Source organism: Trinickia fusca (genome assembly GCF_003628145.1).
GTDB lineage: Bacteria > Pseudomonadota > Gammaproteobacteria > Burkholderiales > Burkholderiaceae > Trinickia > Trinickia fusca.
The window spans coordinates 96,625-122,400 of sequence record NZ_RBZV01000013.1; the positions used below are offsets into that span (position 1 = coordinate 96,625).

Consider the following 25,776-nt stretch of genomic DNA (forward strand, 5'->3'; position numbering starts at 1 on the left):
AAGGAATGGGCCACGAAGAGTTCATGTCCCAAGAGGAAGTCGATGCACTCCTCAAGGGCGTAACCGGCGAATCCGATGGCGACGCCGAGCATGGCGACAAAGCGGGCGTTCGCCCGTACAACATCGCCACGCAAGAGCGCATCGTTCGCGGCCGCATGCCCGGCCTCGAAATCATCAACGAACGTTTTGCGCGTCTTCTGCGCATCGGCATCTTCAACTTCATGCGCCGCACGGCCGAGATCTCGGTCGGGCCGGTGAAGGTACAGAAGTACAGCGAGTTCACGCGTAACCTGCCGATCCCGACGAACCTGAACCTCGTGCACGTGAAGCCGCTGCGCGGCACGTCGCTGTTCGTGTTCGACCCGAACCTCGTGTTCTTCGTCGTCGACAACCTGTTCGGCGGTGACGGCCGCTTCCACACGCGCGTCGAAGGGCGCGACTTCACGGCCACCGAGCAGCGCATCATCGGCAAGCTGCTGAACCTCGTGTTCGAGCACTACACGACGGCGTGGAAAAGCGTGCGCCCGCTGCAGTTCGAATTCGTGCGCTCGGAGATGCACACGCAGTTCGCGAACGTCGCGACGCCGAACGAAATCGTCATCGTCACGCAGTTCTCGATCGAATTCGGCCCGACCGGCGGCACGCTGCACATCTGCATGCCGTACTCGATGATCGAGCCGATCCGCGACGTGCTGTCCTCTCCGATCCAGGGTGAAGCGCTCGAAGTCGACCGCCGCTGGGTGCGCGTGCTGTCGCAGCAGGTGCAGTCGGCCGAGGTCGAGCTGACGGCCGATCTCGCGCAGATCCCGACGACGTTCGAGGAGATCCTGAATATGCGCGTGAACGATGTGCTGCCGATCAACATCGACGAGTCGATCGTCGCGAAGGTGGACGGCGTGCCGGTCATGGAATGCGGCTACGGAATTTTCAATGGTCAATACGCGCTGCGCGTGCAGAAGATGATCAGCGCGGCCGAAACAGTGAAGGAAGGTGGATATGAGTGACCTGAACGCGACGCCGGACGAGAACGCCGAGTTCGCGGCGGAAATGGCCGCCATGGCGACGCCCGCGAAGGCAGCGGTGGCCGCCAGCGATGAGACGAGTCTCGACGATTGGGCGAGCGCGCTGGCCGAGCAAAATACGAACACGGCGCCCACCGCCGCGGCTGGCGTGTTCCAGCCACTGTCGAAAGTCGAGCCGACGACCACGCGCAACGACATCGACATGATCCTCGACATCCCCGTCCAAATGACGGTGGAGCTGGGCCGCACGAAGATCGCCATCCGCAACCTGCTGCAACTCGCGCAGGGCTCGGTGGTCGAGCTCGACGGCCTCGCCGGCGAACCGATGGACGTGCTCGTCAACGGCTGTCTGATCGCGCAGGGCGAAGTCGTCGTCGTCAACGACAAGTTCGGCATCCGGCTCACCGACATCATCACGCCGTCCGAACGCATCCGGAAGCTCAATCGATGAACACGGCAGCGCGCCGCCTGCCGGCCACGCTCGCAGTCCAGGCTGCGGCGATGCTGGCAAGCGCGCCCTTTACCGCGCAAGCGGCCGACATGAACGCGGTGAACCATGCCGCCAGCATCGCCTCCGGCGTCGGCGCCGGCACGGCCGCTCCGTCGCTCGGCGTGGGCGCGGTACTGCAGACCCTGGTTGGTCTGGCCGTCGTCGTCGCACTCGTGTTCGCATGCGCTTGGCTCGCGCGCCGCTTCGGCCTGCAGCCGGGCGCGCGCGGCGGCCTCGTGCGCACGATCGGCGGTGTGTCGTTGGGCGGCAAGGAACGCGTGGCCGTCGTCGAAGTGGGCGACACGTGGCTCGTGCTCGGCGCCGCGCCCGGCAATGTGCGCCTGCTCCACACCCTGCCGGCCGGCTCAACCGGCCACTCCGGCTCTAGCCACGGCGGCCCCGGGCAATCTTCCGATCCGGACGCCTCGGCATTGCCGCCCGGCACGTTCGGCACGCGCTTTCGCGCCGCCCTCGCGGGCGAAGCGAAGAAGCGCTTTTCCCGTCCCTCCGGCGGAGGCAAGTAAATGTCGTTGTGCTCCCACCTGCGGATTGCGCGTCTTGCGCGAGCCGCGGCACCCGCGCTGCCGCTCGTCGTCCTCGCCTTGATGCCGTCGCTCTCGTTCGCGCAAGCGGCGGGGCTGCCCGCTTTCAACACGAGCCCCGGCCCGAACGGCGGCACGACCTACTCGTTGAGCGTGCAGACGATGCTGCTGCTCACGATGCTGTCGTTCCTGCCGGCGATGGTGCTGATGATGACGAGCTTCACGCGCATCATCATCGTGCTGTCGCTGCTGCGCCAGGCGATGGGCACCACGACGACGCCCCCCAATCAGGTCCTCGTCGGCCTTGCGCTGTTCCTCACGATGTTCGTGATGTCGCCGGTGCTCGACAAAGCCTACACTGACGGCTACAAGCCGTTCTCCGAAGGCACGATTCCGATGGAGACGGCCGTGCAGCGGGGCGTGGCGCCGTTCAAGACGTTCATGCTGCGCCAGACGCGCGAGGCCGACCTCGCCCTGTTCGCGAAGATCTCGCACGCGCCGGCCATGCAAGGCCCTGAGGACGTGCCGCTGTCGCTGCTCGTCCCCGCGTTCGTGACGAGCGAACTGAAGACGGCCTTCCAGATCGGCTTCACGATCTTCATCCCGTTCCTCATCATCGACATGGTCGTCGCAAGCGTGCTGATGTCGATGGGGATGATGATGGTCTCGCCGGTCACCATCGCGCTACCGTTCAAACTGATGCTGTTCGTGCTCGTGGACGGATGGCAGCTGCTGATCGGCTCGCTTGCGCAGAGCTTCGCCTGATCGAGGAACCGCTCGCCATGACGCCCGAATCCGTCCTTACGCTCGCGCATCGCGCGATGTACGTCGCCCTGCTGCTGACCGCGCCGCCGCTGCTCGTATCGCTCGCCGTCGGCCTGCTCGTGAGCTTCTTCCAGGCCGCCACGCAGATCAACGAAGCGACGCTCTCGTTCATCCCCAAGCTGATGGCCGTGACGATCACGCTCGTGATCGCGGGGCCGTGGATGCTCTCGATCGTGCTCGACTACATGCGGCAGATGCTGACGAGCATCCCGTCGATGGCCGGATAGCGTCCGGCGAACCTCTCACGCGATGTTCACTGTCACCTACGCGCAGCTGAACGCCTGGCTCACAGCCTTTCTGTGGCCGTTCGTGCGCATCGCGGCGCTCGTCGCGACGGGGCCCATCGTCGGTCATACGGCGATTCCGGCACGGGTGAAGATCGCGCTTGCCGCGTTCGTGACGCTCATCGTCGCGCCGACACTCGGACCGCTACCGCAAGTGACCGTGTTTTCGTCCGCGGGCGTCTGGATCATGGTCAATCAGTTCCTGATCGGCGCGGCGCTCGGCCTCACGATGCAGCTCGTGTTTGCGGCCATCGAAATGACGGGCGCGCTCGTCGGCCTGCAAATGGGGCTCGGCTTCGCCACGTTCTTCGACCCGGGTTCGAACACCTCGGCCGAAGTGCTCGCGCGCTACCTGAACGCCATCGCAATCCTCGCGTTTCTCGCGTTCGACGGGCATCTGCAAATGGTCTCGGCGCTGGTCGCGTCGTTCCAGTCGGTGCCGATCGGTGCGGGCCTGCTTGGTGCAACGGGTTTCAGGACGCTCGTCCTCTGGGGCAACGCTATCTTCTCGGCGGGGCTGCTGCTTGCACTGCCCGTCGTCATCGCGCTGTTGATCGCGAACCTCTCACTCGGCATCCTGAACCGCGCAGCGCCGCAGATCGGCGTCTTTCAGATCGGCTTTTCGGTCACGCTGCTCGTGGGCCTGCTGCTCATTCAGCTGATGCTGCCGAACATGATTCCGTTTTTCGCCCGCTTGTTCGATATGGGTATCGATCAGATGGGGCGCGTGGCGACTGCCTTGCATTGAAGCCATCGCACGGCTTCGCGCTCCCCCCTGCTTCGCTTTCCCGCCGATCAAAAGAAAACGGCCGGCGATCGGTCTGAACCGATCGCCGGCCGAGCGTCGCGCACCTGCTGCGCGACTCGTCCCCGTCAGCTGCTGATGTACTGGAACAGCGACATGCTCTGAATCTGCACGAAGCTCTTCTGGGCCGCTTGAAGTGCGTTCTGCGTCAGTTCGAACTGGCTGATCGTCGACACCATGTCGACGCTCGTGAGGTTCGACAGGTTGTTCTGCGCTTGCAGCGAGTTGTTGTTCGTCGTCGTTTGCAGCGCTTGCAGCTCCTGCTCGCGGCCGCCCACCGACGCCTGCACGACGGTGATGTTCGTCAGCGAATTCTGGAAGCGCGACGTGCCCGTCGTCAGCGCGTTCTGGAGCGTCGCTTTAGCGGCCGGGTTGCCGTCGGCCGGCGTGTTCAGCGCCGAGATGATCGAGTCGAGGGTCGAGAACAAGCTGCTGTTGGCGGGCGTCGTCGACGGCGTCACCGAGAACGTGTCGCCAGGGTTCGGCGCACCCGAGATCGTCGCGCTCATGCCGGCGCCCAGCGCGATCGGCGAAGCCGACGAAAACGCGGCGGGCGGCGTCGTCGTGGGCGGCGCGACGGTGTTGTCGGTCACCGTATACGTCGGCGCTGCGGCGGTGCCGCCGATCGTGACCGTGTAGTTGTGGCTGTTGGTCGCCACGGCCGGGTTCGTGATCGTCGCACGACCGATCGTCCCCGTGCCCGTGTTCGTCGCGGCGCCAGCCGAAACCGGGCTCGTACCGATCGACGGAACCGTCATGAACACGCTCGCGCCGCTGTCGTTGGTCGTGATCTGGCGCGTGTCGGCGACCTGAGCCAGGCGCTGGCCGTTGTCGCCCAGATAGTTGACGCCGCCGCCCGTCACGTTGACGAACGGCTGCGTGGTCGTCTGAAAGCCCGAGAAAATGTAGTTGCCGGCGCCGTCGCTGGTGTTCGCGAGCGTCAGCAGCTGGCTGCGATAACCCTGGAGGGACTGCGCGATCGAGGCACGGTTCGCGTCGCTCAGCGTGCCGTCGCCGGCCTGCGTCAGCAGCGAGCTGATCGTCGTCATCACGTTCGCCACGGTTCCGATCGTCTTGTCTTCGAGCTGAAGCGACGACAGAGCGGAATTCTGGTTCGCCGTGTACTGCGTCAGCGTAGCCGTGCTCATCGTCAGCTGCACGGCCTGTGCGGCGGCCAGCGGGTTGTCGCCGGGCGTCGTCAGGGCTTGCCCGCTCGAGAGCTGCTGATACAGCTGATTGAGCTGGCTCTCCTGATTGCCCATCGTCTGGACGTTCTGGTTGTAGAACTGCGAAGTCGAGATACGCATCGCCTGGCCCCTTATTGGAAGATGCCCATGAGGGTCTGGAACATCGATTGAGCGGTCTGAATCACCTTGCTGTTCGCCTGATAGAGCTGCTGATACTGCAACAGGTTCGACGCTTCTTGATCGAGGTTCACACCCGACACCGATTGCTGTGCGGACGTGATCTGCGTGACGAGTGCCGACTGTGCGGTCTGTGCCGACTTCAGCTGGCTCGCCGCATTGCCGACCGTGTTCACGTAGCTTGCGTAGGCGCCCGTCAGCGTGGACGTGCCGTTCGCCAGCGACGTGTTCGTCACGAGCTTGGAGATCGCCAGCGCGTTACGGCCGTCGTTGGTACCCGTATTCGGCGCGATCGTGAACGTATCGCCGTTGGCCGGCGCGCCGCTGACCGTGAAGCTCACGTTCTTCAGGGTACCGCCGGTGACCGTGTAGGTCGCGCCGGGCGTGTACGTGGCCGGCGGCGCTGCGGGCGCCGCACCGTTGACGGACACCATCGAACCCGCCGGAAAGCCGGTCAGCGTATTGGCGCCCGAGTTGTAGGTCAGCGTCGTCGTGCCCCCGATCGAGTAGCCGGCCGTGACCACGCCTTGCGTGACCGTAGCCGTGCCCGTGTTCGTGGTCGGCACCGACACCAGGACAGGCGAAGACGCCGCGATCGCCGACGGATTGGTGGTCGAGAGGCCGAACCCGTTGAGCGCACCGCGCGTGGGCTGGATCGTGAACGAATCGCCGGCATTCATCGCGCCCGCCACGTTCAGCACGAGGCCGCCCATCGTCGCGCCGGCCGGCGCGGTCGTCGTCGAGCCGATGACAGCACCGCTCGTCGTGTCGGTCAGCGTGTAGTTCGTGCCGTCGAACGACAGTGCGTAGTCGTCCGAGGTCGGCTGCGCCGCGTTCGCGAACCCGACCGTCATCGTCGCGGCGCTCGTGTTGTTGGCGTTCGCATAGACGGTCGGCGTGCCGGCCGTGAACAGATTGGCGCCCGGGTTGCCCGACAGATCGAGGCCCAGCGCATTCTGCGAATTGACCTGCGCGGCGAAGCTCGTGGCGATCGCGCCGAGCTGCGACTCGGCCGGATCGAGGGTCTGGCTGCGGAACGCGAGCAGGCCGCCCAGCGTGCCGCCCGTCAGCGCGCTGCTCGCCATGACCTGCGGTGCCGGTGCCGGCTTCGCGCCCGCCATGCCGTTATAGGTCACGGCCAGTTCGCTGGGATCGGTCGGCGAGTTCGAGGTGCCGAGGTTGAAGCTCGCGTTGGCGACGACGAGCGGCTGTCCGTTACCGAGGAATACGCTATAGCCGCTCGAGTTCTGCACGACGGATACGCCGACGTCCTGCGCGAGGTTCGCGACGGCCTGATCGCGCTGGTCGAGCAGCTGGTTCGGCGGCTGGCCTTGCGCGCTGGCGGCGGCGATCTGGCTGTTCAGCTGTGCGATCTGCGTGGAGTAGCCGTTGATCTGGTTGACGGTCGCGGTCAGCTGCTGGTTCACGCTCTGACGCATCTGATCGTACTGTGCGCCGGCCGCGTTGATCTGCGTCGCGAGCGATTGTGCTGCGCTGATCGCGCTTTGGCGCGTGGCGACGTTGGACGGCGCGTTCGCGATGCTCTGCAAGCCGGTGAAGTACGAAGTGATCGCCGCCGAGATACCGGCGGTCGGGCTGCCGACGAGGTTGTTCAGCTGCGAGGCCATGTTGTAGTTGGCCGTCAGCGCGCTGTTCGTCGACTGCGCGTTGTTGAGCTGGGTCGACAGGTATTGGCTGTAATTGCGCTGGATGGTGGCCGTCGTCACGCCGCCGCCGAGGTAACCCGAGCCCGTGTATTGCCCGCTCGATTCCGAATAGACGGGGTTTTCTACCGTGTAGCCCGGCGTCGACGCATTGCTGATGTTCTGGCTAGCCGTCGTCAAGCCCCACTGGGCGGCGCTAAGCCCGGACAGGCCGATGTTGAAGATGTTGTTGGACATGCGTCTTCCTGAAGGGGCGAAGGGCAAGAGCCGCCGCCGCGTTGAGGGAACACATGTATATCGGCTCGAGCGCGGAAAAAGTTAAGGGTTGGCGCGCAATGTCGGTCGCGCGCGCCAACCCGAAGCCTGCCTTACGCCCGCACGAGCGAGCGGCGCCGCATCTCGAGTTGCGTGATCAGGCGTTGCAGTGTGTTCTCGGCGCTGCCAGGCAATGAAACGAAGCGCATGCCGAGCTGGAAGCGCCGGCCGCCGTTCGGCAGGTCGGTCGCCCGCATCGACACGAGCTCCAGATCGAGCGACAGCATGCCATGGCCGGCCAGATGCACCTCGACGTCGTGCAGCGTCGCCCCCATCGGCAGGTTGGCCACGCGCTCGTCGGTCGTACGCACGCCGATGCCGCCCAGCGACAGGTCGTGCACTTCGAAGCGGAACGCGTCGCCTTCGGGCAGCCGGCCGCGGCAGTAATACGGGTCGAGCACGGGGGCATCGACACGGAAATACTCGCGCCGCTGAACGTAGTACAGCACGTCGGGGAACGGCGCTTCGAACGCCGGCATGCCTTCGAAGCGCGTCTCGGTGGGCGTGACGGTCGAGAACTCGAGGCGCACGCCGTCCGGCGACGCACGGAACGTGCAGTTGGGCGCGGACAGCACCCCCTTGTTCTGCTCGGCCAGCGCGCCCCAGTCGAACACGAACGTACGACCTCGCACGTCGACATCGAGAATGCGCGTCACGAGCTGACCGTTCTGGTATTGAATGGTCAGGAAATCGCCGCGATTGGCCAAATTACGCAGCTGAACGCCGACTTCGAGCGGATTGCGTCGACCGAAATCGCTGTTGAGTGCGGCTGTATCCTCCGTCGGGCCATTCGACTGATTGGTATCCATGGACTTGGCGTATGCGTGGTTGCGTCGCGCCTAGAGGGCACCGACGCACATGCGTCCGGATCGCGTTTTTTCGATCCGGACTGGGACAGTCTGATTAGCGGCAACAAACCTGCAAAGTTTAGAGGTAAGCGCGAAATTTTTTTGGACGTGCCAAGGGGACGGGCAAGCCGTTGTTTGCCGCTAAGGCCCGTCGTAGCGTCGTTTGCGTCGTGTGGCGCGGCGCTGCCGATGCCACTTCGCAAAATAGGAGGGGTACTTCTAAATTGGCGCAGGGATGAAAATATCCGGCGCGCCGATCTCAATCGAAAGACGCAAACTGGTGATTTGAAAGAAAAGTCGAGGCGCTGAAAAATCGATTTTTAACGTTTGCGCGTTCGATATTTTCCGGCAAATCATCGAAGCATCAAACCATTTGCTGCATGATCGAAATCAGTTTCTTCGCGTAATGCGGATCGGTCGCATAGCCGGCGCGCTGCATGCCATGAGCAAAGCTCGCCGCGTCGCGCGACGTGTTGATCACCGATGCGTAACGCGGGTTGTTCTTCAGCATGCTCGCGTAGTCGGTCATCGCCTCGGCATACGAGTCGTAGGCGCGGAACTTCTCGACGACCTTGTGTGGCTGGCCATTCACGTATTCGGTCGTGACGGTCGAGACCGTCTTGCCGGTCCAGTCCTTGGTCGCCTTGATGCCGAATACGTTATGGCTCGTCGCGCCATTCGCGTGTTTGATCTCGCCTTTGCCCCAGCCCGTCTCGAGCGCGGCCTGGCCGATGATGAAGCGCGCCGGGATACCCGTCGCCTCGCTCGCGGCCTGGGCCGGCGCGGCCATTTTTTCGACGAACGCGTCGACCTTCGCCGAGCCGCCGTTGCCGCGCGTGGGCGGAGTCAGCGCGCTTTGCGCCGTGTAGCCCTTGCTCGACGCGAGCGAGCCGTTCGCGTTGGCGTTCGCATAAGCGTGCGCCAAGGCGTTCATCATGGCCGTGTTGCCGGCGTTGTTCGCCCCGCCATTCGCGGCGCCGAGCATGCCCGTCAAACCTGCCGCCCCACCCGCCGAGCCGGCCGCCCCGCCGCCGGCGAGGCCCGCATTGCGCGAAAGCTGCGTAATCAGGGCGTTGGCCACGCCGATGCCCTTGGACGACATCTGTTGCGCGAGCTGCTGGTCGAGCATCGACGTGAACTGCGTGCCGTCACGCGAATCGAGCGGGCCGTCTTGCGGGGTCGCATCGCGCATGCTCTTGAGCATCATCTGCATGAACACCGCGTCGAACTGCTGCGCGACCACCTTCAGGTTCTGCTGCGGTGCCGTGCCCGCTTGCGCGCGCAACGCGTCGAAGCCCGACATGTCGAGCGCAAAGCGCTGCGACAGGTCGACGCCGGTGCCTGCGTTGGTAGGTGCGTTCGCGTTGTTCATCGGTTTGCTCCCAAGCCCTGCTCACGTTGACGATGAGGACGGGCGTTTAAATGATCTCGAGGTCCGCGCGCAGCGCGCCGGCCGCCTTCATCGCCTGCAAGATCGACATCAGATCGGCCGGTGTCGCCCCGAGCGCGTTGAGCGCCTTCACGACCTCGGCCAGGTTGGCCCCAGCCGTCACGAGCTTGAGCGCACCGTTGTCCTGCTTCAGCTGGATCTGCGACTGCGGCGTCGCGACGGTTGAGCCGTTCGAGAAGGCATTGGGCTGGCTGACGACGGTCTGCGTGTTGACGACCACCGACAGATTCCCGTGCGCGACCGCGCAACTTTGCAGCGTCACCATCTGGTTCATCACGATCGACCCGGTACGCGCGTTCAGGATCACCTTCGCGGCAGCCTGCGCCGGACGGACGTCGAGGTTCTCGAGCTGCGCCATGAACGCGACCTGCTGGCCGGGATCGGCCGGCGCGTGCACCTGGATCGTGCGGCCGTCGAGCGGCGTGGCCGTGCCGCTGCCGAACGCGTTGTTGACCGCCGCCACGATGCGCTGCGTCGTGTCGTAGTCCATGTCGTTCAGCTCCATCTGCATCACGCCGCCCGCCTGCGCCACTTGCGTGGGCACCGCGCGTTCGATGATGGCGCCGCCCGTGATGCGGCCCGCGGCGAGCTGGTTGATCTGTACCTTGCTGCCGTTGGCGCTGGCCCCAGCGCCGCCCACGGCGATGTTGCCCTGGGAAAGCGCGTAGACCTGACCGTCGGCGCCCTTGAGCGGCGTCATCAGGAGCGTGCCGCCGCGCAGGCTCTTGGCGTTGCCGAGGGAGGACACCGTCACGTCGATCGCCTCACCGGGCCGGGCGAACGGCGGCAGCGTTGCCGTGACCATGACGGCCGCGACGTTCTTGAGCTGCATGTTGCTGGCCGACGAGCCGCCGCTGGCTTGCCCGTTGTTCAGCGAGATGCCGAGGTTCGCGAGCATGTTCTGGAGCGTCTGCGTCGTGAACGGCGTCTGCATCGTCTGGTCACCCGTGCCGTCGAGACCGACGACGAGCCCATAGCCGATCAGCGGGTTGTCGCGCACGCCCTGGATCTGGACGAGGTCCTTGAGGCGCTCGGCATGCGCCGCGCCGGCACAGGCCAACAGGGCCGGCACCATGACGAGCGTGAGCGTGCGGCGAAGCACGGCGCCCGTGCGCATAAGAAAAGCGTTGTGCATGATCACCACGGCGCGAGGTTGAGGAAGAAGCGTTGCAGCCAGCCCATCGTCTCGGCCTCGTTGATGTAGCCCTTGGCCGAGTATTCGATGCGCGCGTCGGCGATCTGCGTCGACAAGACCGTGTTTTCGCCCGACACCGTGTTCGGATTGACGACGCCGGACAGGCGCACGAACTCGTTGCCCTGGTTGATCAGCATCTGCTTCTCGCCGCTGACGACGAGGTTGCCGTTCGGCAGCACGTTTGTGACCGTCACGGTGATCGTGCCGTCGAAGGTATTCGACGCGTTGGCACCGCCCGTGCCGTTGAACCCGTTGGCGCCCGAGGCGTTGACGTCGAAGTGATTGACCAGCCCGCGCAGGAAGCCGATCGTCGGTACCGAGCTGGTCATGTTGCTGTTGCGGCTCGCGCTGGCGGCCGACGACTTCGTCGCGTTGATCTTCTCGGCGATGACGACCGTGAGGATGTCGCCCACATTGCGCGGACGCTGGTCCTCGAACAACGGATGGCCTGCGTAGCCGGGGTTGTAGATCGACCCCGGCGGCTGCAGCTGCGGCGGCACCGGCGGCGCCGCCGTCATCGGCTGCTGCGTGATGGGCTCGCGATGCTCGATCTGCGCGCAACCGACGAGCGTACCCGTGAGCGTGCTCGCGAGAGCGCCCGCATAAACCAGCGAGAGGGCTGCACGCAGCGTGCGCGCGCGAAACGGGATTCGGCTCGATTGCGACATCTTCGTCTACCGCCTGTCTTTCAATTGCTACCTGCCCTTAAACCGGCATCTGGCTCAAGGTCTGAAGCATCTGGTCCGAGGTCGTGACCGCCTTGCTGTTGATTTCGTATGCACGCTGCGTCTGGATCATGTTGACGAGCTCTTGCACGACGTTCACGTTGGAGGTTTCGATATAGCCCTGCATCAGCGTGCCCGAGCCGTTCAGGCCCGGCGTCGTCACGTTCGGCGCGCCCGACGAAGCCGTCTCGGCGAGCAGGTTCTCGCCCTTCGAGTCGAGACCGGCCGGGTTGATGAACGTCGCGAGTTGCAACTGGCCGATCGTCGTGCTCGTCGACGTGCCTGCCTGCGTGATGGTGACCGCGCCGTCGCTGCCGATCGTCAGCCCGGTTGCGTTGGGCGGAATCGTGATCGTCGGGATGATCTGGTAGCCGCCCGAGGTCACGAGCTGACCTTGCGCATTGGTCTGGAGGGAGCCGTCGCGCGTGTAGGCCGTCGTGCCATCGGGCATTTGCACCTGGAGGAAGCCGTTGCCGTTGATCGCCAGGTCCTTCGAGTTGCCCGTTTGCGTCGTGGCGCCTTGCGTATACAAGCGCTCGGTCGCGATCTGCTGAACGCCGGTGCCGATCTGGCTGCCCGAGGGCAGTTCGGTTTGCTGCGTCGAGTTGGCGCCCGGTTGGCGCAGCGTCTGGTACATCAAGTCCTGGAACACCGCGCGCGAGCCCTTGAAACCCGTCGTGCTGACGTTCGCGAGGTTGTTCGAAATGACGTCCATCTGCGCCTGCTGCGCATTCATGCCGGTGGCGGCAATATAAAGTGAGCGATTCACGGTAAATCTTCTCCTGATCCTGAAATAGCGAGCCGGTCGATCGAACCGGTCAGCTGAACTGCAGCAGCTGGTTGGCAGACTGCTCGTTCTGATTGGCGGTTTCGAGCAGCTTCGTCTGCATCTGGAATTGCCGCGCGTTGGTGATCATCGACACCATCGCGGCCACCGAGTTGACGTTGCTGCCCTCGAGCGCGCCCGACGCGACGGCGACCGTCTGGTCGGCGTCGGCCGGCTGGCCGTCGGCGGTCCGGAACAGACCGTCGTCACCGCGCACCATCGTGTTCGATTCGGGGTTGACGAGCTTCAATTGATCGAGCACCACGATGGCCGTCGGCGGATCGCCGGGGGTCAGCGCGGAAACCGTGCCGTCCTTGCCGATCGTCACCTCGGCGCCGGGCGGCACCGAGATCGGGCCGCCGTTGCCGAGCACCGGTTGGTTCGTGGCGGTCACGAGCTGGCTGTTCTCGTCGACGTGCAGATTGCCGGCGCGCGTATACGCTTCGTTGCCGTCGGCCGTCTGCACGCTGAGCCAGCCCGGGCCCTGGATCGCGACGTCGAGCGGGTTGCCCGTCTGCGAGATCGGACCGGGGGTCAGGTCTGCCCGCGGGGTCGACGACAACACGAACGTGCGCGTCGTGTCGTTGTTGATCGTCGTGCCATCGCCGAAACCCATCGGCGCCGAGCGGAACGTCGCCAGCTGGGCACGAAAGCCCGTCGTCGACGCGTTCGCCAAGTTGTTGGCGACGACGGCCTGTTGCTCGAGCGCCTGCGCGGCGCCCGTCATCGCGGTATAGATCAGTCGGTCCATGACTCGCTAGTCTCGAAGTCTCGTCGTGTCGGCTCGCCGACGCTTACAGATTGATCAGCGTCTGGTCGACGGTCTGCTGCGTCTTGATCGTCTGCGCGTTGGCTTGATAGTTGCGCTGCGCGGTGATCAGGTTCACGAGCTGGCTCGTCAGGTCGACGTTCGACTGCTCGACCGCGCCGCCCGTCAGCGTGCCGTGGTTCGTGCTGCCCGGCGCCGAGATCTGCGGCACGCCCGAGGCCGCCGTCTGCTGATACTCGTTGCCGCCGAGGTCTTGCAGACCGTTCGGGTTGTTGAAGTTCGCGAGCACGATCTGGCCCAGCGCTTGCGATTGGCCGTTCGAGTAGTTGCCCGTGAGCGTACCGTCCGCGCCGATCGAGAAGTTCGTCAATTGGCCCGACGCGAAGCCGTCCTGCGTCAGGTTCGTCACGCCGTCCTTGCTGCCGAATTGCGTCGAGCCGTTCAGGTTCAGCGTGATCGACTGCGGCGTCGCGCTGCCGTCCGTGTTCGGGATCGTGAACGTGAGCTCGCCCGTGGAGGGGCTCGTGGTCTGCGGAGTCGTCGACGGCGGCACAGGCGCCGGCATCGGCGTGGTCGGCGCGACGAGCGCACCCGACGTGCTGAAGTTGACCTGACCAACCTGGTTGATCGTGCCCGTCGACGTGCCGGCGTACACGTTCCACTGGTTCGCCCCGGCCTTCGCGAAGTACATGTTCACTTGCTGCGAGCCGCCGAGGCTGTCGAACACCTGGATCGAGGTCTGGTAGTTGTAAGTCAGGTTGTTGGTGGCCGAGAACGGCGCGACGGTCGGCACCGTATCCTGCGCGTTCAGGTTCATCTGCGCGACGATGTTTTGCGTCGTGACGGGCGGGATGTTCGTCGTCGGCACCTGGATCGGCACCGTCTGGGCCGTGTTGACGACACCACCGGCGCTGGCCGTGTAGCCCATCAGCTTCAGCCCTTGCGCGTTCGTGATGAAGCCGTTCTTGTCGAGCTGGAACACGCCGTTGCGCGAGTACGTCAGCGAGCCGTTGTTCGACATCTGGAAAAAGCCCGTGCCGTTGATCGCGACGTTCAGGGCCTGGCCCGTCGTCGTGATCGTGCCTTGCGAGAAATTCTGCTGCACGTTGGCGAGCTGCGTGCCGATACCGATCTGATCGTTGACCGAGGTCGCGATCGTGTTCGCGTAGACGTCGGCGAACTGAGCCTGGCTTTGCTTGAAGCCGACCGTGTTCGCGTTCGCGATGTTGTTGCCGATCACGTCGAGATCGTTCGACGATGCGGCCAGACCGCTCAAACCTTGTTGGTAGCCCATTTCGGTCTCCCTTCGATGTTCTTTGGAGAAAGAGAAATTAGAGAATCGCGACGACGCTCGACATGTTCACCGTGCTGCCGTTCTGGAGCAGCAGGCCGGTTGCACCGCCGCTCTGCTGAACGACGCTCTGCACTTGTCCGCCCGTCAGCGTGGTTTCCGCGGTGGTGGAGCCGGTGCCGCTCCGGCCGACTGCCGAAATCGTGTAGGTGCCGTCGGGCAGCGTGTTGCCCGACGAATCGACCGGCTTCCAGCTGACCGGCACCATGCCGGCCTGCTGCGCGCCGAGATCGACCGTGTTGACGACCTGACCGCCAGCGTTCTTGATCGTAACCGTCAGATCCGAGACGTTCGACGCCACTTGCACGCCGAAGCCCGGCGAAGCGCCGCTCGCGACGGTCGCGGTGGAGCCCGGCACGAGCACGTTCTGGCCGATCAGCAGCGAAGCCTGCGCGTTCTGGCCCGCCGACAGCTGCGAAGCCAGCGACGTCAGCGTCGTGTTGAGCTGGCTGATGCCCGTGACGGTGTTGATCTGGGCCAGCTGCGAGGTCATCTGCGAGCTGTCCATCGGGTTCGTCGGGTCCTGGTTTTGCAGCTGCGTGACGAGCAGTTGCAGGAAGGTCTGCTGCAGGCTGGTCGAGGAGTTGCTGCCCGTTGTCGAGGACGTGCCGCTCGTCGAGGAGCTGCTGCCCGAGCCGCTCGTCGAGGACGTGCCGTTCATCGTGTTCAGCAACTGCTGGGAAACGGTCCCGGCGCTGCCGATGGTCGTATTGGTCGTCACGAAGTTTCTCCTCAGGTGCCGATCGTCAGGGTTTTCAACATCAGGTTCTTGGCGGTGTTCAGCGTCTCGACGTTCGCCTGATACGAACGCGAGGCCGAGATCATGTTCACCATTTCCTCGACCGGGTCGACGTTGGGCATCGTCACGTAGCCGTCCGAATTCGCCTTCGGGTTGCTCGGGTCGTAGGTGGTTTTCATCGGGGTCGGATCGTCGATGACCTTGGTCACCTGCACGCCGCCCACTTGCTGGCCGCTTTCGGAGCGCGCGCCGCCGAGCGGCTTGACCCCGAACACGACCTGCTTGGCGCGGTACGGCTGGCCGTCCGGGCCCGTCACGCTGTCCGCGTTGGCGAGGTTCGACGCCGTCACGTTGAGCCGCTGGGACTCGGCCGACAGCGCCGATCCCGCGACGTTGAAGATGTTCATCAATGACATGGCTTTTACTGCCCTTTTCGATTAACGCTTTCGATTGACCCCGTAGCGTGGCACCCCACGCCGAACCCTTGTCGCATCAACTACTACCCGACGTGATCGCCGCCAGCATCGACTTGATCTGCTGGGTGAGCACCGTCATGCCGGATTCGTAGTGCAGCGCGTTGTCGGCGAACTGCACACGCTCGGTATCGAGGTCGACCGTGTTGCCGTCGAGGGCCGGCTGCGTCGGAACGCGGTACTGCAGATCGCCGTAGTCCTTCGAAGGGCCGCCCGTCGGTGTCAAGGTCGTCTTGCCGGCCATGTGACCCGACTCGGTCGAAGCCATCTGCATGCCGGAGGTGACGCCCGCCGGCTGCGCCATCGCGAGCGGCGCCGAGTTCGAGGTGCCCGTGGCGGTCCGCATGGCCGGCGTGCCGCCAGCCTTTTTCAGCGCGCCGGCCAGCGACGACGCGAAGTCGACGTCACGCGCCCGATAGCCGGGCGTATCGGCGTTCGCGATGTTCGACGACAGCAGCTCCTGCCGATGAGCGCGTACATCGAGCGCCTCACGGCCAAAGGCGAATTCGGCATCGAGTTTGTCCAGCATCGAGCGTTTCTCCGTTGCCAAGCGATGGACGGCCACCCGGCAGGCTCGCCGAGAAGACCTTTTTGCATGACACGAATCTTAGGGGCGCAGCGCAAGAGGCAATCGAATGAATAACCGGGAAAGCGGGCCTCTATTCGACGCTTGCGAGCCCGGCGCGGCTTCTAGAATGCGATGGCGTAATGCAGTCTGTCCCGCAGTCCCTTCGCTGGAGAAGCCGATGTCCGTGTCCGCCGCCCCCGTTTCCGCCCGCCGCGCCGCTGAGCGCGTTGGTGGGCCGCGGCGCGCTCGCGGGCCCCGCGGCGCGCGCGTGGCCGGCACCGTGCTTGCCGTCGCGCTTCTGGCGTTCGGCCTGGCCGCGCCGCGTGCGCAGGCCCAGGCGAGCGCCGGTCAGATCTACATCCCGGGCCCCGGGGAGCGCGCCGCGCCGAATGCCGCCAATTCGGCCCCAAGCGCCGGCGTGGCTGCCGCGTCCGCTGAATCGGCGAACGGCATGATCACGATTCCGGGCCCAGGCGAAGCGCGTGCCGCGCAAGGCAACAACGGCGCGATGCCCGTCGTCGTCACACAGCCCCCCCGCCCTGCCCGCGCCGCCCAGCCGATTTCCGTCGAGCCGCCCGCTGGCGTCTCGTTCGCGCCGCAAGCCACACGCAGCGCCCCCGCTCCGGCCCGCCCCGCGGCTGCCCAGCCGGTCCAGAGCGCTCAACCAGCTCAGCCGGTCCAGCCTGCGCAGGCGGCCCAGCCCGTGCCGGCCGGCCAGCAGGACGGCGAGTCGATTCGCCGTGCCGCGCTTGCCTTCCTGCAGCAACAGACCGTCGGCCTGCCCGGCAAGATCAGCGTGACGGTCGCTCCAGCATTTCCGCGCGGGCTCGCCGCCTGCTCGACGCTCTCGCCGTTCATGCCGCCCAACGCCCGGCTGCGTGGGCGCACCACGGTCGGCGTGCGCTGCGCCGGCGAACATCCGTGGACGATCTATTTACAGGCGCGCGTGGCGCTCGTCGCGACCTACTACCTGGCCGCCCGCCAGATCGAGCCGGGAATCTTGCTGACGGCAGAAGACCTCACCCCGCGCGAGGGCGACCTCGCGAACCTGCCGCAGGCGGTCATCACCGATCCGTCGCAAGCCGTCGGCGCCGTGGCGCTCGCACGCATCGGCTCGGGCATGCTCCTGCGCCAGGACATGCTCAAGAGCGCGACGTCGGTCACGATCGGCCAGACCGTGCGCGTCGTCGCCGTCGGCCAAGGTTTCACGATCAGTTCCGAAGGCAGCGTCATGAACAACGCCTCGCCAGGCCAGCAAGTTCGCGTGAAAACATCTGGGGGACAGATCATCTCGGGAACGGTCAAGGACGGCTCGACGGTAGAGATTCAGATGTAACAAAGGGTAAGCGGGAAAGCCGCAAAACGTCCCGGGTCTTGTCCCGTAAGGCAGAGCGGCCAGACGGTGAAACTCCGATTGCGCTAAAGTTCGTTTCATGGGTGCCGTTAAACACTCAAGCAGAAACGTTCAGGAAGCCAATCGTGAAAGTCGATTCCTCCAATTCCAACCTGTCGACGCCCAAGGGCGGCGTACAGGGCGCTCGCCAAGGGGCGGGCAGCACGGCGGCCGCGTCCACCGGCGCATCGGGCGCACCCGCGCCGAGCACGGCAGGCCAAAACGGCGGCGACGCCAGTGTCAACCTGTCTGCGCTGTCGGCGCAAATGCGCTCGCTGGCCGCCTCCGGCTCGGCCGACATCGACGTGGCGCACGTCGAGTCGATCAAGGCTGCCATTCGCAACGGCTCGTTGTCCATCGATGCCGGCAAGATTGCGGACGGCATCCTCGCAACGGCCCGCGAGCTGTTGCAGAAGAACTCGTCCGGCAGCTGAGCGACGCGCTCGCCATATGCCGTCGGGCGGTCCGTTGTCCCGCGCCCGCGCGTGATGCGCGAGCGCTTCCGCTGACGTTTGTATGGCGAACACAATGAAAGACGCTCTGCTGGCCACTGTGGTCGAAGAACACGCGACGCTCGAAGCGTTCGCGTCCCTGCTTGTCTACGAACAGAAGGCGCTCGCGGCCGTTTCGCCGCTCGAGACGCTGCCTGGCATCGTCGAGAAGAAGACCGAGTTCATCGACAAGCTCGCCTCGCTCGATAAAATCCGCGATACGCAGTTGCGCGAGATGGGGTTGCCGAGCGGCGGGAAGGGCATGGAACTCGCCATCGCCGACGACTCGCGCCTTGCACAGCAGTGGCAACTGCTGCAGGGCGCGGTGGATCGCGCGCATCGCGCCAACTCCACGAACGGCCTCATGATCCGCGTGCGCATGAATTACAACGAGAAGGCTCTCGCGATTCTGCGCGGCGCCCCGGGCCATGCGGCTTCGGGCGTGTACGGCCCGGACGGGCGCATCGCCGCCGCTTGACCACCTGATCTCGCATGCGCCCCGCCGTACTTAGCGCGGGGCGAATGAGCCGGCCGTCCGCCGGCTCGCGGTCGTTTGCCGCCTACCCACAACACGCGCAGCCGTTCCATCTTCGACGAAACACCAGCCGCCGCGAGGCTCTGCGCCGATGCCGCTCGCGGCGAGCGGCGATAAGATCGTCGGCATTTGCGCCCCAAGCCGTATCGGCGCCATCCGCCCAAGGAACATGCTCATGTCGGCGACCGGATTCAACCACTTCAACCTGCGTGCCCCGCGCGCGCTGCTGGACACCTTGCGCGACTTCTACGTCGACGTGGTCGGCTTGCAGCCAGGCCCCCGGCCGCCGTTCGAGAGCTTCGGCTACTGGCTCTACATCGGTGAAAAAGACATCCTGCATTTGACGGAAGCCGGCCCGCATGAGCAGCGCGTCGCGCATGCGGGCGGCACGTTCGATCACGTCGCACTCACCTGCACGGGACGCGAGCAATTCGAAACGCATCTGCGCCAGCTCGGCATCCGCTACGAACGCGCCGACGTGCCCCGCACACGGCAATCGCAGCTCTTCTTCACCGATCCGGCTGGTAATGGCATCGAATTGAATTTCGCGGAAGACGATGGGCGCTGACGCGTGGCCACGCTCAGGCCATCGCTACCGGCTCGGCTGCAAACCATGGTGTACCTGCTGGTAAATCGAGAGGTATCCCTTACACACACGCTGTACATGAAATGACTCGAGGTTGGCTCGCGCTTTTGCACGAAATGCTGCATGCGTAGCCTTATCGGTCAGCAGCAGTCCGATTGCGTCGGCAAGCGCTTTCGGGTCGCTCGGCGGCACGAGCAGCCCGGCGTCGCCACCGTCGAGCATTTCCGGATTGCCATCGACGCGGGTCGCCACGATTGCACACCCCGCCTCGCGTGCCTCGCTGAGCACGAGGCCCCCGGGTTCCCGGTGTGAAGCCAGCACGAACACGTCGGCCTGTGCGAGATAGCTGCGCGGATCGGCCTCGAACCCCGTGAAGTGGATGCGTTCGGGTGAGCCAAGCTCTCGCGCCAGCGACTCGAACGCCGCACGGTCCGGGCCATCGCCGACGAGATAGAGCGTTGCCTCAGGCATCCTCTCGCGGAGCAGCGCGAATGCACGCAAGATGTCGGCGATGCCCTTGCGCTCAGACATGCCCGCCACCGTCACGATGTTGGGGTGGTCGAGTTCGGGCGACTGCGGGCTTGGGGCCGGTGCCAAGCGAGGCGTGCCGATGGTGCCATTGCGCACCGTGCGCAGACGCGCTTTCGGCACGCCGCGCCGCTCCATCGACGCCGCCACGGCCTCCGTGACCGCTACCACGCAGTCGCCGAAGCCCATCAGTCTCGCGCTCTTCTGAAATTCGTTATGCACGGTCGTGACCACCGCATAGTGCCGCCGCAGGGTGCCGAAGCGCGCGAGCAGCGTACCGGTCATCATGTGCGCGTGCACGATGTCGGGATTGCATTGCGCAATCAAACGCCTGAATCCGGCCAACATCGCCGGCAACCGTTGGAGCTTCGGCGATTGCGGAAGGGATATATGCCGCACACCTTCACGCGCGAGCAGCGTCTCAAAGCCCCCTCCCGATGACGCTACCGTGACTTCGTGGCCGGCACGAGCCTGCATGCAGGCCAGGTCGACCATCATGTTGACGATGCCGTTACCGATCACTTTCGCATGATTGGCAAGATGAACGATTTTCATGGGGCTTTCCTCAAGTCGGTTGGACGGGGACGTCATCGCGCCTGCCCGTGCCGCTCGGGATCACGACCCTCCGCGCCATAGCGTGGTGGCTCATCTCGTGCGTGACGGATTCGATCTGCGGCAGCCGCGACTCCACTGATTGCACTTGACAGCTCAATTCCTGGCGACCGCGTCTGCAAGCACGCGTTGAGTCGAAAATTTGCGCCCGAGGTGGCTACCGAGACGGATGCCGGGGCGCTCGAAGCAAACGTAGCCAACGTAGCTCACGGGCACGATCAACACGGCAGCAAGGATCAGCGATAGCGTGGGTCCCATCCGGACACCGGTGAGGTGGACGACGGAAAGCAGAACGACGCAGTGGAACAGGTACAAGCTGTATGAAATCTTTCCCAGGAACGGCAACGGAGGAATCAGCAAAAGCCGTGCAAACGGGACAAGCGCGACCGCGCAGGCAATGATTCCGCTCACCGCTAGCAACACGCACCAGTCGATCAGATAGCCACTGAGGGGTTCGCGAAAGTGAAAGCGAAGTGACGCCGAACTGACGTACAGGGCAAACGAGCTCGCGGCCAAGACGATCCCGATGCGCGTTGCCCTCGGCGCCCGGCCCAGATGGGACGACAACGCACTGCGATGTTTCGCCAGCGCCGCCCCGACCACGAACATCGACAAGTAATGTCCCGTGGGTAGCCATTCAGCCGAAACACTAGCTTGAATGAGTGGATGATCTGTGTGCACCGCATAGGCGCACAGAGCGAGCGACAGCGAAGCCGCGCCAACGAGCGATAGCCAGGTCGGCATGCGGTAGACGGCCAGTACGATTGGCATAAAAACGAGCGAGATACGCATTTCATAGACGAGCGACCAGACAACGTTGTCCAACTGGTCCGTCTTGAAAGGAAGAAGGAACATCAGATGCCTGGCCAGATCGGCATTGGATAGCGCCGGCGGCCAGCTGGCGTTGAACCACGGCCCAGCCCAGCCCACCTCGCCGCCGTTACTGAACAGGAAGCACGCATAAGCGACGGCGATTGCGCCCAGATACGGCAGATAGATGCGGCAAATACGCCGAATGGCATATTCGTAGTAACCGGGCTTGCCCGCCCCATTAATTTGCAGCGTCAGCACAAACCCGCTCAACACGAAGAAGAGAACGACTGCCTCATGGCCGCCCAATAAGACCCGGAGTGGCGTGTGACGCAAGATTAGTAACGGAGTAAGCAATGTGAAATGCGAAAGGACGACGGTGAGCGCGGCGAGTCCGCGTAACGCATCAAGTTGTTCATAACGTGCCCCGTGATTCATCTCTCCTCCTCGCCGTCAATTGCGCTGAAATGGCCCCATATCCATTGATGCAAAAAGCCGATCAACGCGAGAAATGACCGATCGTGAAATGCCATCGGTTCCGGTCCGATTGTGGAGAAAAACAAATTCAATAAAAAATGCCGATCCGCAGCAACAAGCTGCCGACCGGTCGGGGGGAATGAGGGGCAAGTTCACCTTGTTTATATTTTTATTTTTTGAAAGATGCCAAGCGAATGGGTTGATTGATACATTCGAACCTACCGCAGCAAGCACTCCGTTCAGGTAGCTTTGTCGAAGGCAGACTCCATGCGCCCCCTATTTCGTGTCGCGCTCATCGCGGCGATGACCTCCAGTTGCCTAGGCGCCCACGCGGCAGCCGAAAGGCTATTGCCGGTAACGACCTCATGGATCGGCAACACGTTCGGTTTCGGTGACGGCAATTGGACGCAGATCGACATCACCGCGATCGCCGTTGCGCCTGACGGGAAGGTGTATACCGATGCGCCGTGGGACGAGGCCGGCGCCGAAGCGAGCGTCTACCAAAACGGCAAACGGCTCGATATCGCCGGGGACACTCATGGTTGGGGCAACCACGGCGGCAACGCCATTGCCATCAATCGCCGTTATGCGTTCCTCGCGGTGCAGGTCGGTAACGAGAAGGGTCGCCTCGTTGGGGAAGGACTCTGGCCCGCGAAGGGGCAGCAATGGTTCGGCATTTCGCGCCGCGCGATCGGGAACTTGAAACCGAGCGTCCCGTTCCAGTCCATGGCGATCCAGGCGCATTCACGCGCTGCGGCGAGCTTTCTGACCGTCAATGAGGTAAGCGTCGGCACACCCGCAGAGATCGGCGGGCTCGCCGCAAGCGAAACGACGCTCTACGCGTCGAACACTTCGCACGACGAGATCGACGTGTTCGACGCCGAGACGATGAAGCCGAAGACACAGTGGCCCGTACACGAGCCTGGCCGTATCGCGCTTGCTCGCGACGGCACGCTGTGGGTGCTCGCCGATACGTTGACCGGCCAGGCACCTCGGGCCGAACACTATTCGATCGAGGGGCACAGGCTCGAGGATGCACTGCCGTTGCCGCCCGATTCGGTTGCCGTCGATATCACGGTCGATAAGGACAATCGCATCCTGATCGCGGACAACGGCCCCCGGCAACAGATACTGATCTTCAGCGACGCCAACGGACACGGACGCTACGCGCTTACCGCGACGCTCGGGCAACGCGGAGGCATTTTCGGGGGCAAAGCCTCCGAGATCGGCCATCCGCGCCCGGGGCGCTTCAATGGGCTGACGGGTGTCGGCACGGACGCCGCCGGCAACGTGTACGTGGCGACGAACGGCATCGGCCCACGTTTGCTGGGCACGGGCGCGGGCCTGGGGGCCGTCCTGCAAAGCTATGCGCCGAACGGCGATTTGCGCTGGGAGGTGGACGGACTGTTGTTCGTGGATGGCGCCTGCATCGATCCCGGCAGACCCGACAGCGTTTTCACCGGCAATAAGCGGTTCGAGCTCGATTGGTCGAAGCCGCCGGGACAGGAATGGAAGTACGTCGGCTTCTTGTCGAATCGCTTCAAGTATCCGCAAGACCCGGTGTTCAACCTCGATGGATGGCCGGGCATGCCTGTCGCGCGCAGGCTTGCCGGTCATACGTTCTTGTATCTGACCGATATGTATGCGGACCACCTGAAGATCTATCGGTTCAATGAAACGCGCGATGGCGAAACGGCCATTCCCTCGGGTCTGATCGCGGGCCACTACCGGCCGGTGGACAAGATTCCCAATCGCCCACCGAACGGTAACTGGATCTGGCGCGATGCGAACGGCAATGGGCAATTCGATGCGGACGAGTTCGAGAGCGACACGACGGCGGTGAAGATCGTGGGCGGTCTGGGCTGGTGGGTCGATACGAACGGCGACATCTGGAGGACGAGCGACACCAGCGGCATCCTTCGCCTTCACTTCGGCGGGCTCGACCGCGCAGGCAATCCGATTTACTCGTTCGCGAACGCGACGGTGTCTCCCATGCCAGAGCCGTTCTCCCATGTGCGTCGCGCGATCTACATGCCGCAAACGGATTCGCTCTATGTGACCGGCTATACGAACGACGCGGGCCGCCAGCCGGGTGTATCGAAGGAAGTCGGGCGTGTGCTCGTGCGGTACGACGCATGGTCGAGCGGCACACCCGTCAAACGCTATGCGATTACCCTGCCGTGGGACTCGTCCAATAGGCCGCTGCACCTGCTCGCCAGCCTCACCGTCGAGGGCCGGTACATTTTCGCTGCTGAGGTGACGGGCACCGTGCATGTCTACGACAACGCCACGGGCGCCGAGCTCGGCGTCATCGAACCCGGGCCGGAGGTCGGGCACGCATCGGGCTGGGTCGACGTGACCAACGGCATCAATGCGCATCTGCGCAAGAACGGCGAGTACATCGTGTTCGTCGAGGAAGACGCGCGCGGGAAGGTGCTGATGTATCGGTGGCGGCCGCAATAAAGATGTCTTCGATGCAGTTCGCGACGGGCGACGATAAGATCGTCGGCCGAGATCGTGAAGGCTGCGCAGGTCTGATCGACGCAGCGCAGCCTACGCGGGCCTCGCCGCCCCCAGCGTCAGGGGCGGCAAGGCCTACCGCTCGGTGTCGCTTAGCGCCAGTTCGCCGCCAGCGCCGGCTGCAACGCCTTCTGCTCGTTCGCAGTCAGCGCCGCCTGCCCGGCTGCCGGCGGAGCAAACGCCGCCATCGCCTGCACGAGCTTCTCCACGTCAAAGTCCGACAGCGCCTTGCCGTCGCCGGCAACGATCTGGCTCACATGCTCCGGATTGCTTGCGTACCAGTTCTTCACCGTCACGTTCTCCGCCGATCCAAGCACGCCGATCCGCAGGTCGCTGCCGACATGCTGGAACCACAAACGATCGGAGGTCGCGTCCGCGCCGAAAGCCAGCTTGGACCCGAAGCCTGAAGCGAACTCCAGGTCGTAGGTGCCGTGCCCGACCTTCACGTTCGCAAACGAATTGCCCAAGGTGGCGGCATCGGTGCCGTCGCCGAGGTTCAATGTCGTGAAGCTGCCCGTCGCCTTGATCGTGTTGCTGCCGGCTCCCACCGTCACGTTGGCAGAGCCGCCCACCGCGACGATCGTGTTGTTGCCGTCGCCGAGGTTCAACGTCGTGAAGCTGCCCGTCGCCTTGATCGAGTTGCGGCCAGCCCCGACCGTCACATTGGCGGAGCCCTCCGTGACGATCGTGTTGTTGCCGTCGCCCAGTTTGACGGTGGCCGAGCTGTCCGTTGCCGTGACGGCGTTGTTGCCGTTTCCAGCAGTCAGCGTGTTCGACGAACCGGCGAGAATCACCGAGTTGTTGCCGTTGCCGAGCGTGGCCGAGTCGAATGCCCCCGTGACTAGCAGTGCATGATCCTCATTGCCGGCCGTCAGTTTCGCGAACGTGCCGCTTTCGAAGATCGATGCCTGTCCCGCAGGTGCCGAAACGGTCTGGAACGTACCGACCTCGAAAACGTTCGGCTCCGTCTGAAGCGTGAGCGTCGTGCTCGATGAGAGCCCGCCCTTGTTGGTGGCGGTGATCTTGATTTCCATCGAGTTGGGCGTCTTGCCATCCGGCGTGCCGCTGAACGCCTGCTTGGCCTGATCGAAACGAAGCCACGCCGGCAACGCAGAGCCGTCCGCCAACGTTGCGGCGTAGGTCAGCGTGTCGCCCGTGACCGGCGTCGAGAACAGGCCGGTCGGCAACGTATAGGCCCACTGCCGGCCTAGCGACGTCATCTGGTAAATCGGATGGCCCGCGCTCGGCGCTTGGTGCGACGCGTCCGCCGGTGACGGAGGCGTCACCGGTGTCACCGGATGGATGGTCACCGGTGTTATCGGCGGAATCGTCACCGGAGGAATGACCACCGGCGTTATCGGCGGAATCGTCACCGGAGGGATAACCACCGGTGTTATCGGCGGAATCGTCACCGGAGGAATGACCACTGGCGTTATCGGCGGAATCGTCACCGGGGGAACGACCACTGGCGTCACCGGCGGAATCGTCACCGGGGGGATGACCACTGGCGTTACCGGCGGGATCGTCACCGGGGGAATGACCACTGGCGTTACCGGCGGAATCGTCACC

General features: G+C 64.4%; 27 protein-coding genes. 12 read left to right on the plus strand and 15 right to left on the minus strand.

From position 1 onward, the window contains the following. The first annotated feature begins 5 nt into the window (after positions 1-5). The 6 genes from fliM to fliR all read left to right on the plus strand — a co-directional run bounded on the left by fliM (position 6) and on the right by fliR (position 3,911). Complete coding sequence (fliM, locus tag D7S89_RS22895) at positions 6-1,004, plus strand: flagellar motor switch protein FliM (protein WP_121281161.1); 999 nt, start codon at positions 6-8, stop codon at positions 1,002-1,004. Then, a complete protein-coding gene (gene fliN / locus D7S89_RS22900) occupies positions 997-1,473 on the plus strand; it encodes a flagellar motor switch protein FliN (protein ID WP_121281162.1) in 477 nt (158 codons plus the stop codon). The genes fliM and fliN overlap by 8 nt, the downstream gene beginning before the upstream one ends. Next, positions 1,470-2,036 (plus strand): flagellar biosynthetic protein FliO, encoded by a 567-nt coding sequence (gene fliO / locus D7S89_RS22905; protein ID WP_121281163.1) that lies wholly within the window; start codon positions 1,470-1,472, stop codon positions 2,034-2,036. The genes fliN and fliO overlap by 4 nt, the downstream gene beginning before the upstream one ends. A gap of 81 nt (positions 2,037-2,117) precedes the next feature. Further along, a complete protein-coding gene (fliP, locus tag D7S89_RS22910) occupies positions 2,118-2,819 on the plus strand; it encodes a flagellar type III secretion system pore protein FliP (protein ID WP_425470889.1) in 702 nt (233 codons plus the stop codon). Between the two features lie 17 nt (positions 2,820-2,836). After that, the gene (gene fliQ / locus D7S89_RS22915) at positions 2,837-3,106 is read left to right on the plus strand and encodes a flagellar biosynthesis protein FliQ (protein WP_121281165.1); all 270 of its coding nucleotides are present in this window, start codon (positions 2,837-2,839) and stop codon (positions 3,104-3,106) included. 22 nt (positions 3,107-3,128) lie between these two features. Further along, positions 3,129-3,911 carry a flagellar biosynthetic protein FliR gene (fliR, locus tag D7S89_RS22920; RefSeq protein WP_121281166.1) on the plus strand — a complete coding sequence of 261 codons (783 nt, stop codon included), beginning with the start codon at positions 3,129-3,131 and terminating at the stop codon, positions 3,909-3,911. Positions 3,912-4,036: 125 nt separating this feature from the next. On the opposite strand, the gene flgL is transcribed toward fliR, so the two are convergent. The 12 genes from flgL to flgB all read right to left on the minus strand — a co-directional run bounded on the left by flgL (position 4,037) and on the right by flgB (position 16,216). Beyond that, on the minus strand, positions 4,037-5,275 hold the full coding sequence (gene flgL / locus D7S89_RS22925; protein WP_121281167.1) for a flagellar hook-associated protein FlgL: 1,239 nt from the start codon (positions 5,273-5,275) through the stop codon (positions 4,037-4,039). A gap of 11 nt (positions 5,276-5,286) precedes the next feature. Then, positions 5,287-7,233: a flagellar hook-associated protein FlgK gene (flgK, locus tag D7S89_RS22930; RefSeq protein WP_121281168.1), complete on the minus strand. Its 1,947-nt coding sequence runs from the start codon at positions 7,231-7,233 to the stop codon at positions 5,287-5,289. Positions 7,234-7,364: 131 nt separating this feature from the next. Beyond that, complete coding sequence (locus tag D7S89_RS22935; protein ID WP_121281169.1) at positions 7,365-8,120, minus strand: flagellar brake protein; 756 nt, start codon at positions 8,118-8,120, stop codon at positions 7,365-7,367. 403 nt (positions 8,121-8,523) lie between these two features. Then, a complete protein-coding gene (gene flgJ, locus D7S89_RS22940) occupies positions 8,524-9,531 on the minus strand; it encodes a flagellar assembly peptidoglycan hydrolase FlgJ (protein ID WP_121281170.1) in 1,008 nt (335 codons plus the stop codon). Positions 9,532-9,577: 46 nt separating this feature from the next. Further along, the gene (locus D7S89_RS22945) at positions 9,578-10,684 is read right to left on the minus strand and encodes a flagellar basal body P-ring protein FlgI (protein ID WP_245983174.1); all 1,107 of its coding nucleotides are present in this window, start codon (positions 10,682-10,684) and stop codon (positions 9,578-9,580) included. A 62-nt stretch (positions 10,685-10,746) separates the two neighbouring features. Then, a complete protein-coding gene (locus tag D7S89_RS22950; protein ID WP_121281171.1) occupies positions 10,747-11,472 on the minus strand; it encodes a flagellar basal body L-ring protein FlgH in 726 nt (241 codons plus the stop codon). 37 nt (positions 11,473-11,509) lie between these two features. Beyond that, positions 11,510-12,298, minus strand: a complete 789-nt coding sequence (gene flgG, locus D7S89_RS22955; protein WP_121281172.1) for a flagellar basal-body rod protein FlgG — start codon at positions 12,296-12,298, stop codon at positions 11,510-11,512. A 49-nt stretch (positions 12,299-12,347) separates the two neighbouring features. Beyond that, positions 12,348-13,106, minus strand: coding sequence for a flagellar basal-body rod protein FlgF (gene flgF / locus D7S89_RS22960; protein WP_121281173.1), 759 nt, complete (start codon positions 13,104-13,106; stop codon positions 12,348-12,350). Between the two features lie 43 nt (positions 13,107-13,149). Continuing rightward, positions 13,150-14,418 carry a flagellar hook protein FlgE gene (flgE, locus tag D7S89_RS22965; RefSeq protein ID WP_121281174.1) on the minus strand — a complete coding sequence of 423 codons (1,269 nt, stop codon included), beginning with the start codon at positions 14,416-14,418 and terminating at the stop codon, positions 13,150-13,152. Between the two features lie 37 nt (positions 14,419-14,455). After that, positions 14,456-15,196 carry a flagellar hook assembly protein FlgD gene (locus D7S89_RS22970; RefSeq protein WP_121281175.1) on the minus strand — a complete coding sequence of 247 codons (741 nt, stop codon included), beginning with the start codon at positions 15,194-15,196 and terminating at the stop codon, positions 14,456-14,458. Positions 15,197-15,207: 11 nt separating this feature from the next. Further along, positions 15,208-15,630, minus strand: coding sequence for a flagellar basal body rod protein FlgC (flgC, locus tag D7S89_RS22975; RefSeq protein ID WP_245983155.1), 423 nt, complete (start codon positions 15,628-15,630; stop codon positions 15,208-15,210). A 76-nt stretch (positions 15,631-15,706) separates the two neighbouring features. Beyond that, a complete protein-coding gene (gene flgB, locus D7S89_RS22980) occupies positions 15,707-16,216 on the minus strand; it encodes a flagellar basal body rod protein FlgB (RefSeq protein WP_121281177.1) in 510 nt (169 codons plus the stop codon). Positions 16,217-16,433: 217 nt separating this feature from the next. Between flgB and flgA the strand changes: the two genes are divergently transcribed. From flgA to D7S89_RS23000, 4 genes are all read left to right on the plus strand, one after another. Further along, positions 16,434-17,591, plus strand: coding sequence for a flagellar basal body P-ring formation chaperone FlgA (gene flgA, locus D7S89_RS22985; RefSeq protein WP_425470884.1), 1,158 nt, complete (start codon positions 16,434-16,436; stop codon positions 17,589-17,591). A 143-nt stretch (positions 17,592-17,734) separates the two neighbouring features. Beyond that, positions 17,735-18,082, plus strand: coding sequence for a flagellar biosynthesis anti-sigma factor FlgM (gene flgM / locus D7S89_RS22990; protein ID WP_121281179.1), 348 nt, complete (start codon positions 17,735-17,737; stop codon positions 18,080-18,082). Between the two features lie 94 nt (positions 18,083-18,176). After that, positions 18,177-18,617, plus strand: a complete 441-nt coding sequence (locus D7S89_RS22995) for a flagella synthesis protein FlgN (protein ID WP_121281180.1) — start codon at positions 18,177-18,179, stop codon at positions 18,615-18,617. A gap of 232 nt (positions 18,618-18,849) precedes the next feature. After that, positions 18,850-19,242, plus strand: a complete 393-nt coding sequence (locus tag D7S89_RS23000; protein ID WP_121281199.1) for a VOC family protein — start codon at positions 18,850-18,852, stop codon at positions 19,240-19,242. A gap of 24 nt (positions 19,243-19,266) precedes the next feature. Here the strand turns inward: D7S89_RS23000 and D7S89_RS23005 are convergent, their stop codons facing one another. Together D7S89_RS23005 and D7S89_RS23010 are read right to left on the minus strand one after the other, a co-directional pair. Beyond that, complete coding sequence (locus tag D7S89_RS23005) at positions 19,267-20,343, minus strand: glycosyltransferase family 4 protein (protein ID WP_121281181.1); 1,077 nt, start codon at positions 20,341-20,343, stop codon at positions 19,267-19,269. A 153-nt stretch (positions 20,344-20,496) separates the two neighbouring features. Then, positions 20,497-21,648, minus strand: coding sequence for an acyltransferase family protein (locus D7S89_RS23010; RefSeq protein ID WP_121281182.1), 1,152 nt, complete (start codon positions 21,646-21,648; stop codon positions 20,497-20,499). A 306-nt stretch (positions 21,649-21,954) separates the two neighbouring features. Here D7S89_RS23010 and D7S89_RS23015 point away from each other — a divergent pair, with 306 nt between their 5' ends. Continuing rightward, positions 21,955-24,150, plus strand: coding sequence for an NHL repeat-containing protein (locus tag D7S89_RS23015; protein WP_121281200.1), 2,196 nt, complete (start codon positions 21,955-21,957; stop codon positions 24,148-24,150). Positions 24,151-24,299: 149 nt separating this feature from the next. Here the strand turns inward: D7S89_RS23015 and D7S89_RS23020 are convergent, their stop codons facing one another. Continuing rightward, positions 24,300-25,517, minus strand: coding sequence for a putative Ig domain-containing protein (locus D7S89_RS23020; protein ID WP_220702195.1), 1,218 nt, complete (start codon positions 25,515-25,517; stop codon positions 24,300-24,302). On the opposite strand from D7S89_RS23020, the gene D7S89_RS27575 reads away from it, so the two are divergent. Beyond that, the coding region (locus D7S89_RS27575; protein ID WP_183085317.1) for a hypothetical protein at positions 25,510-25,776 on the plus strand (267 nt) is incomplete at its 3' end. The two genes, D7S89_RS23020 and D7S89_RS27575, sit on opposite strands and share 8 nt — an antisense overlap.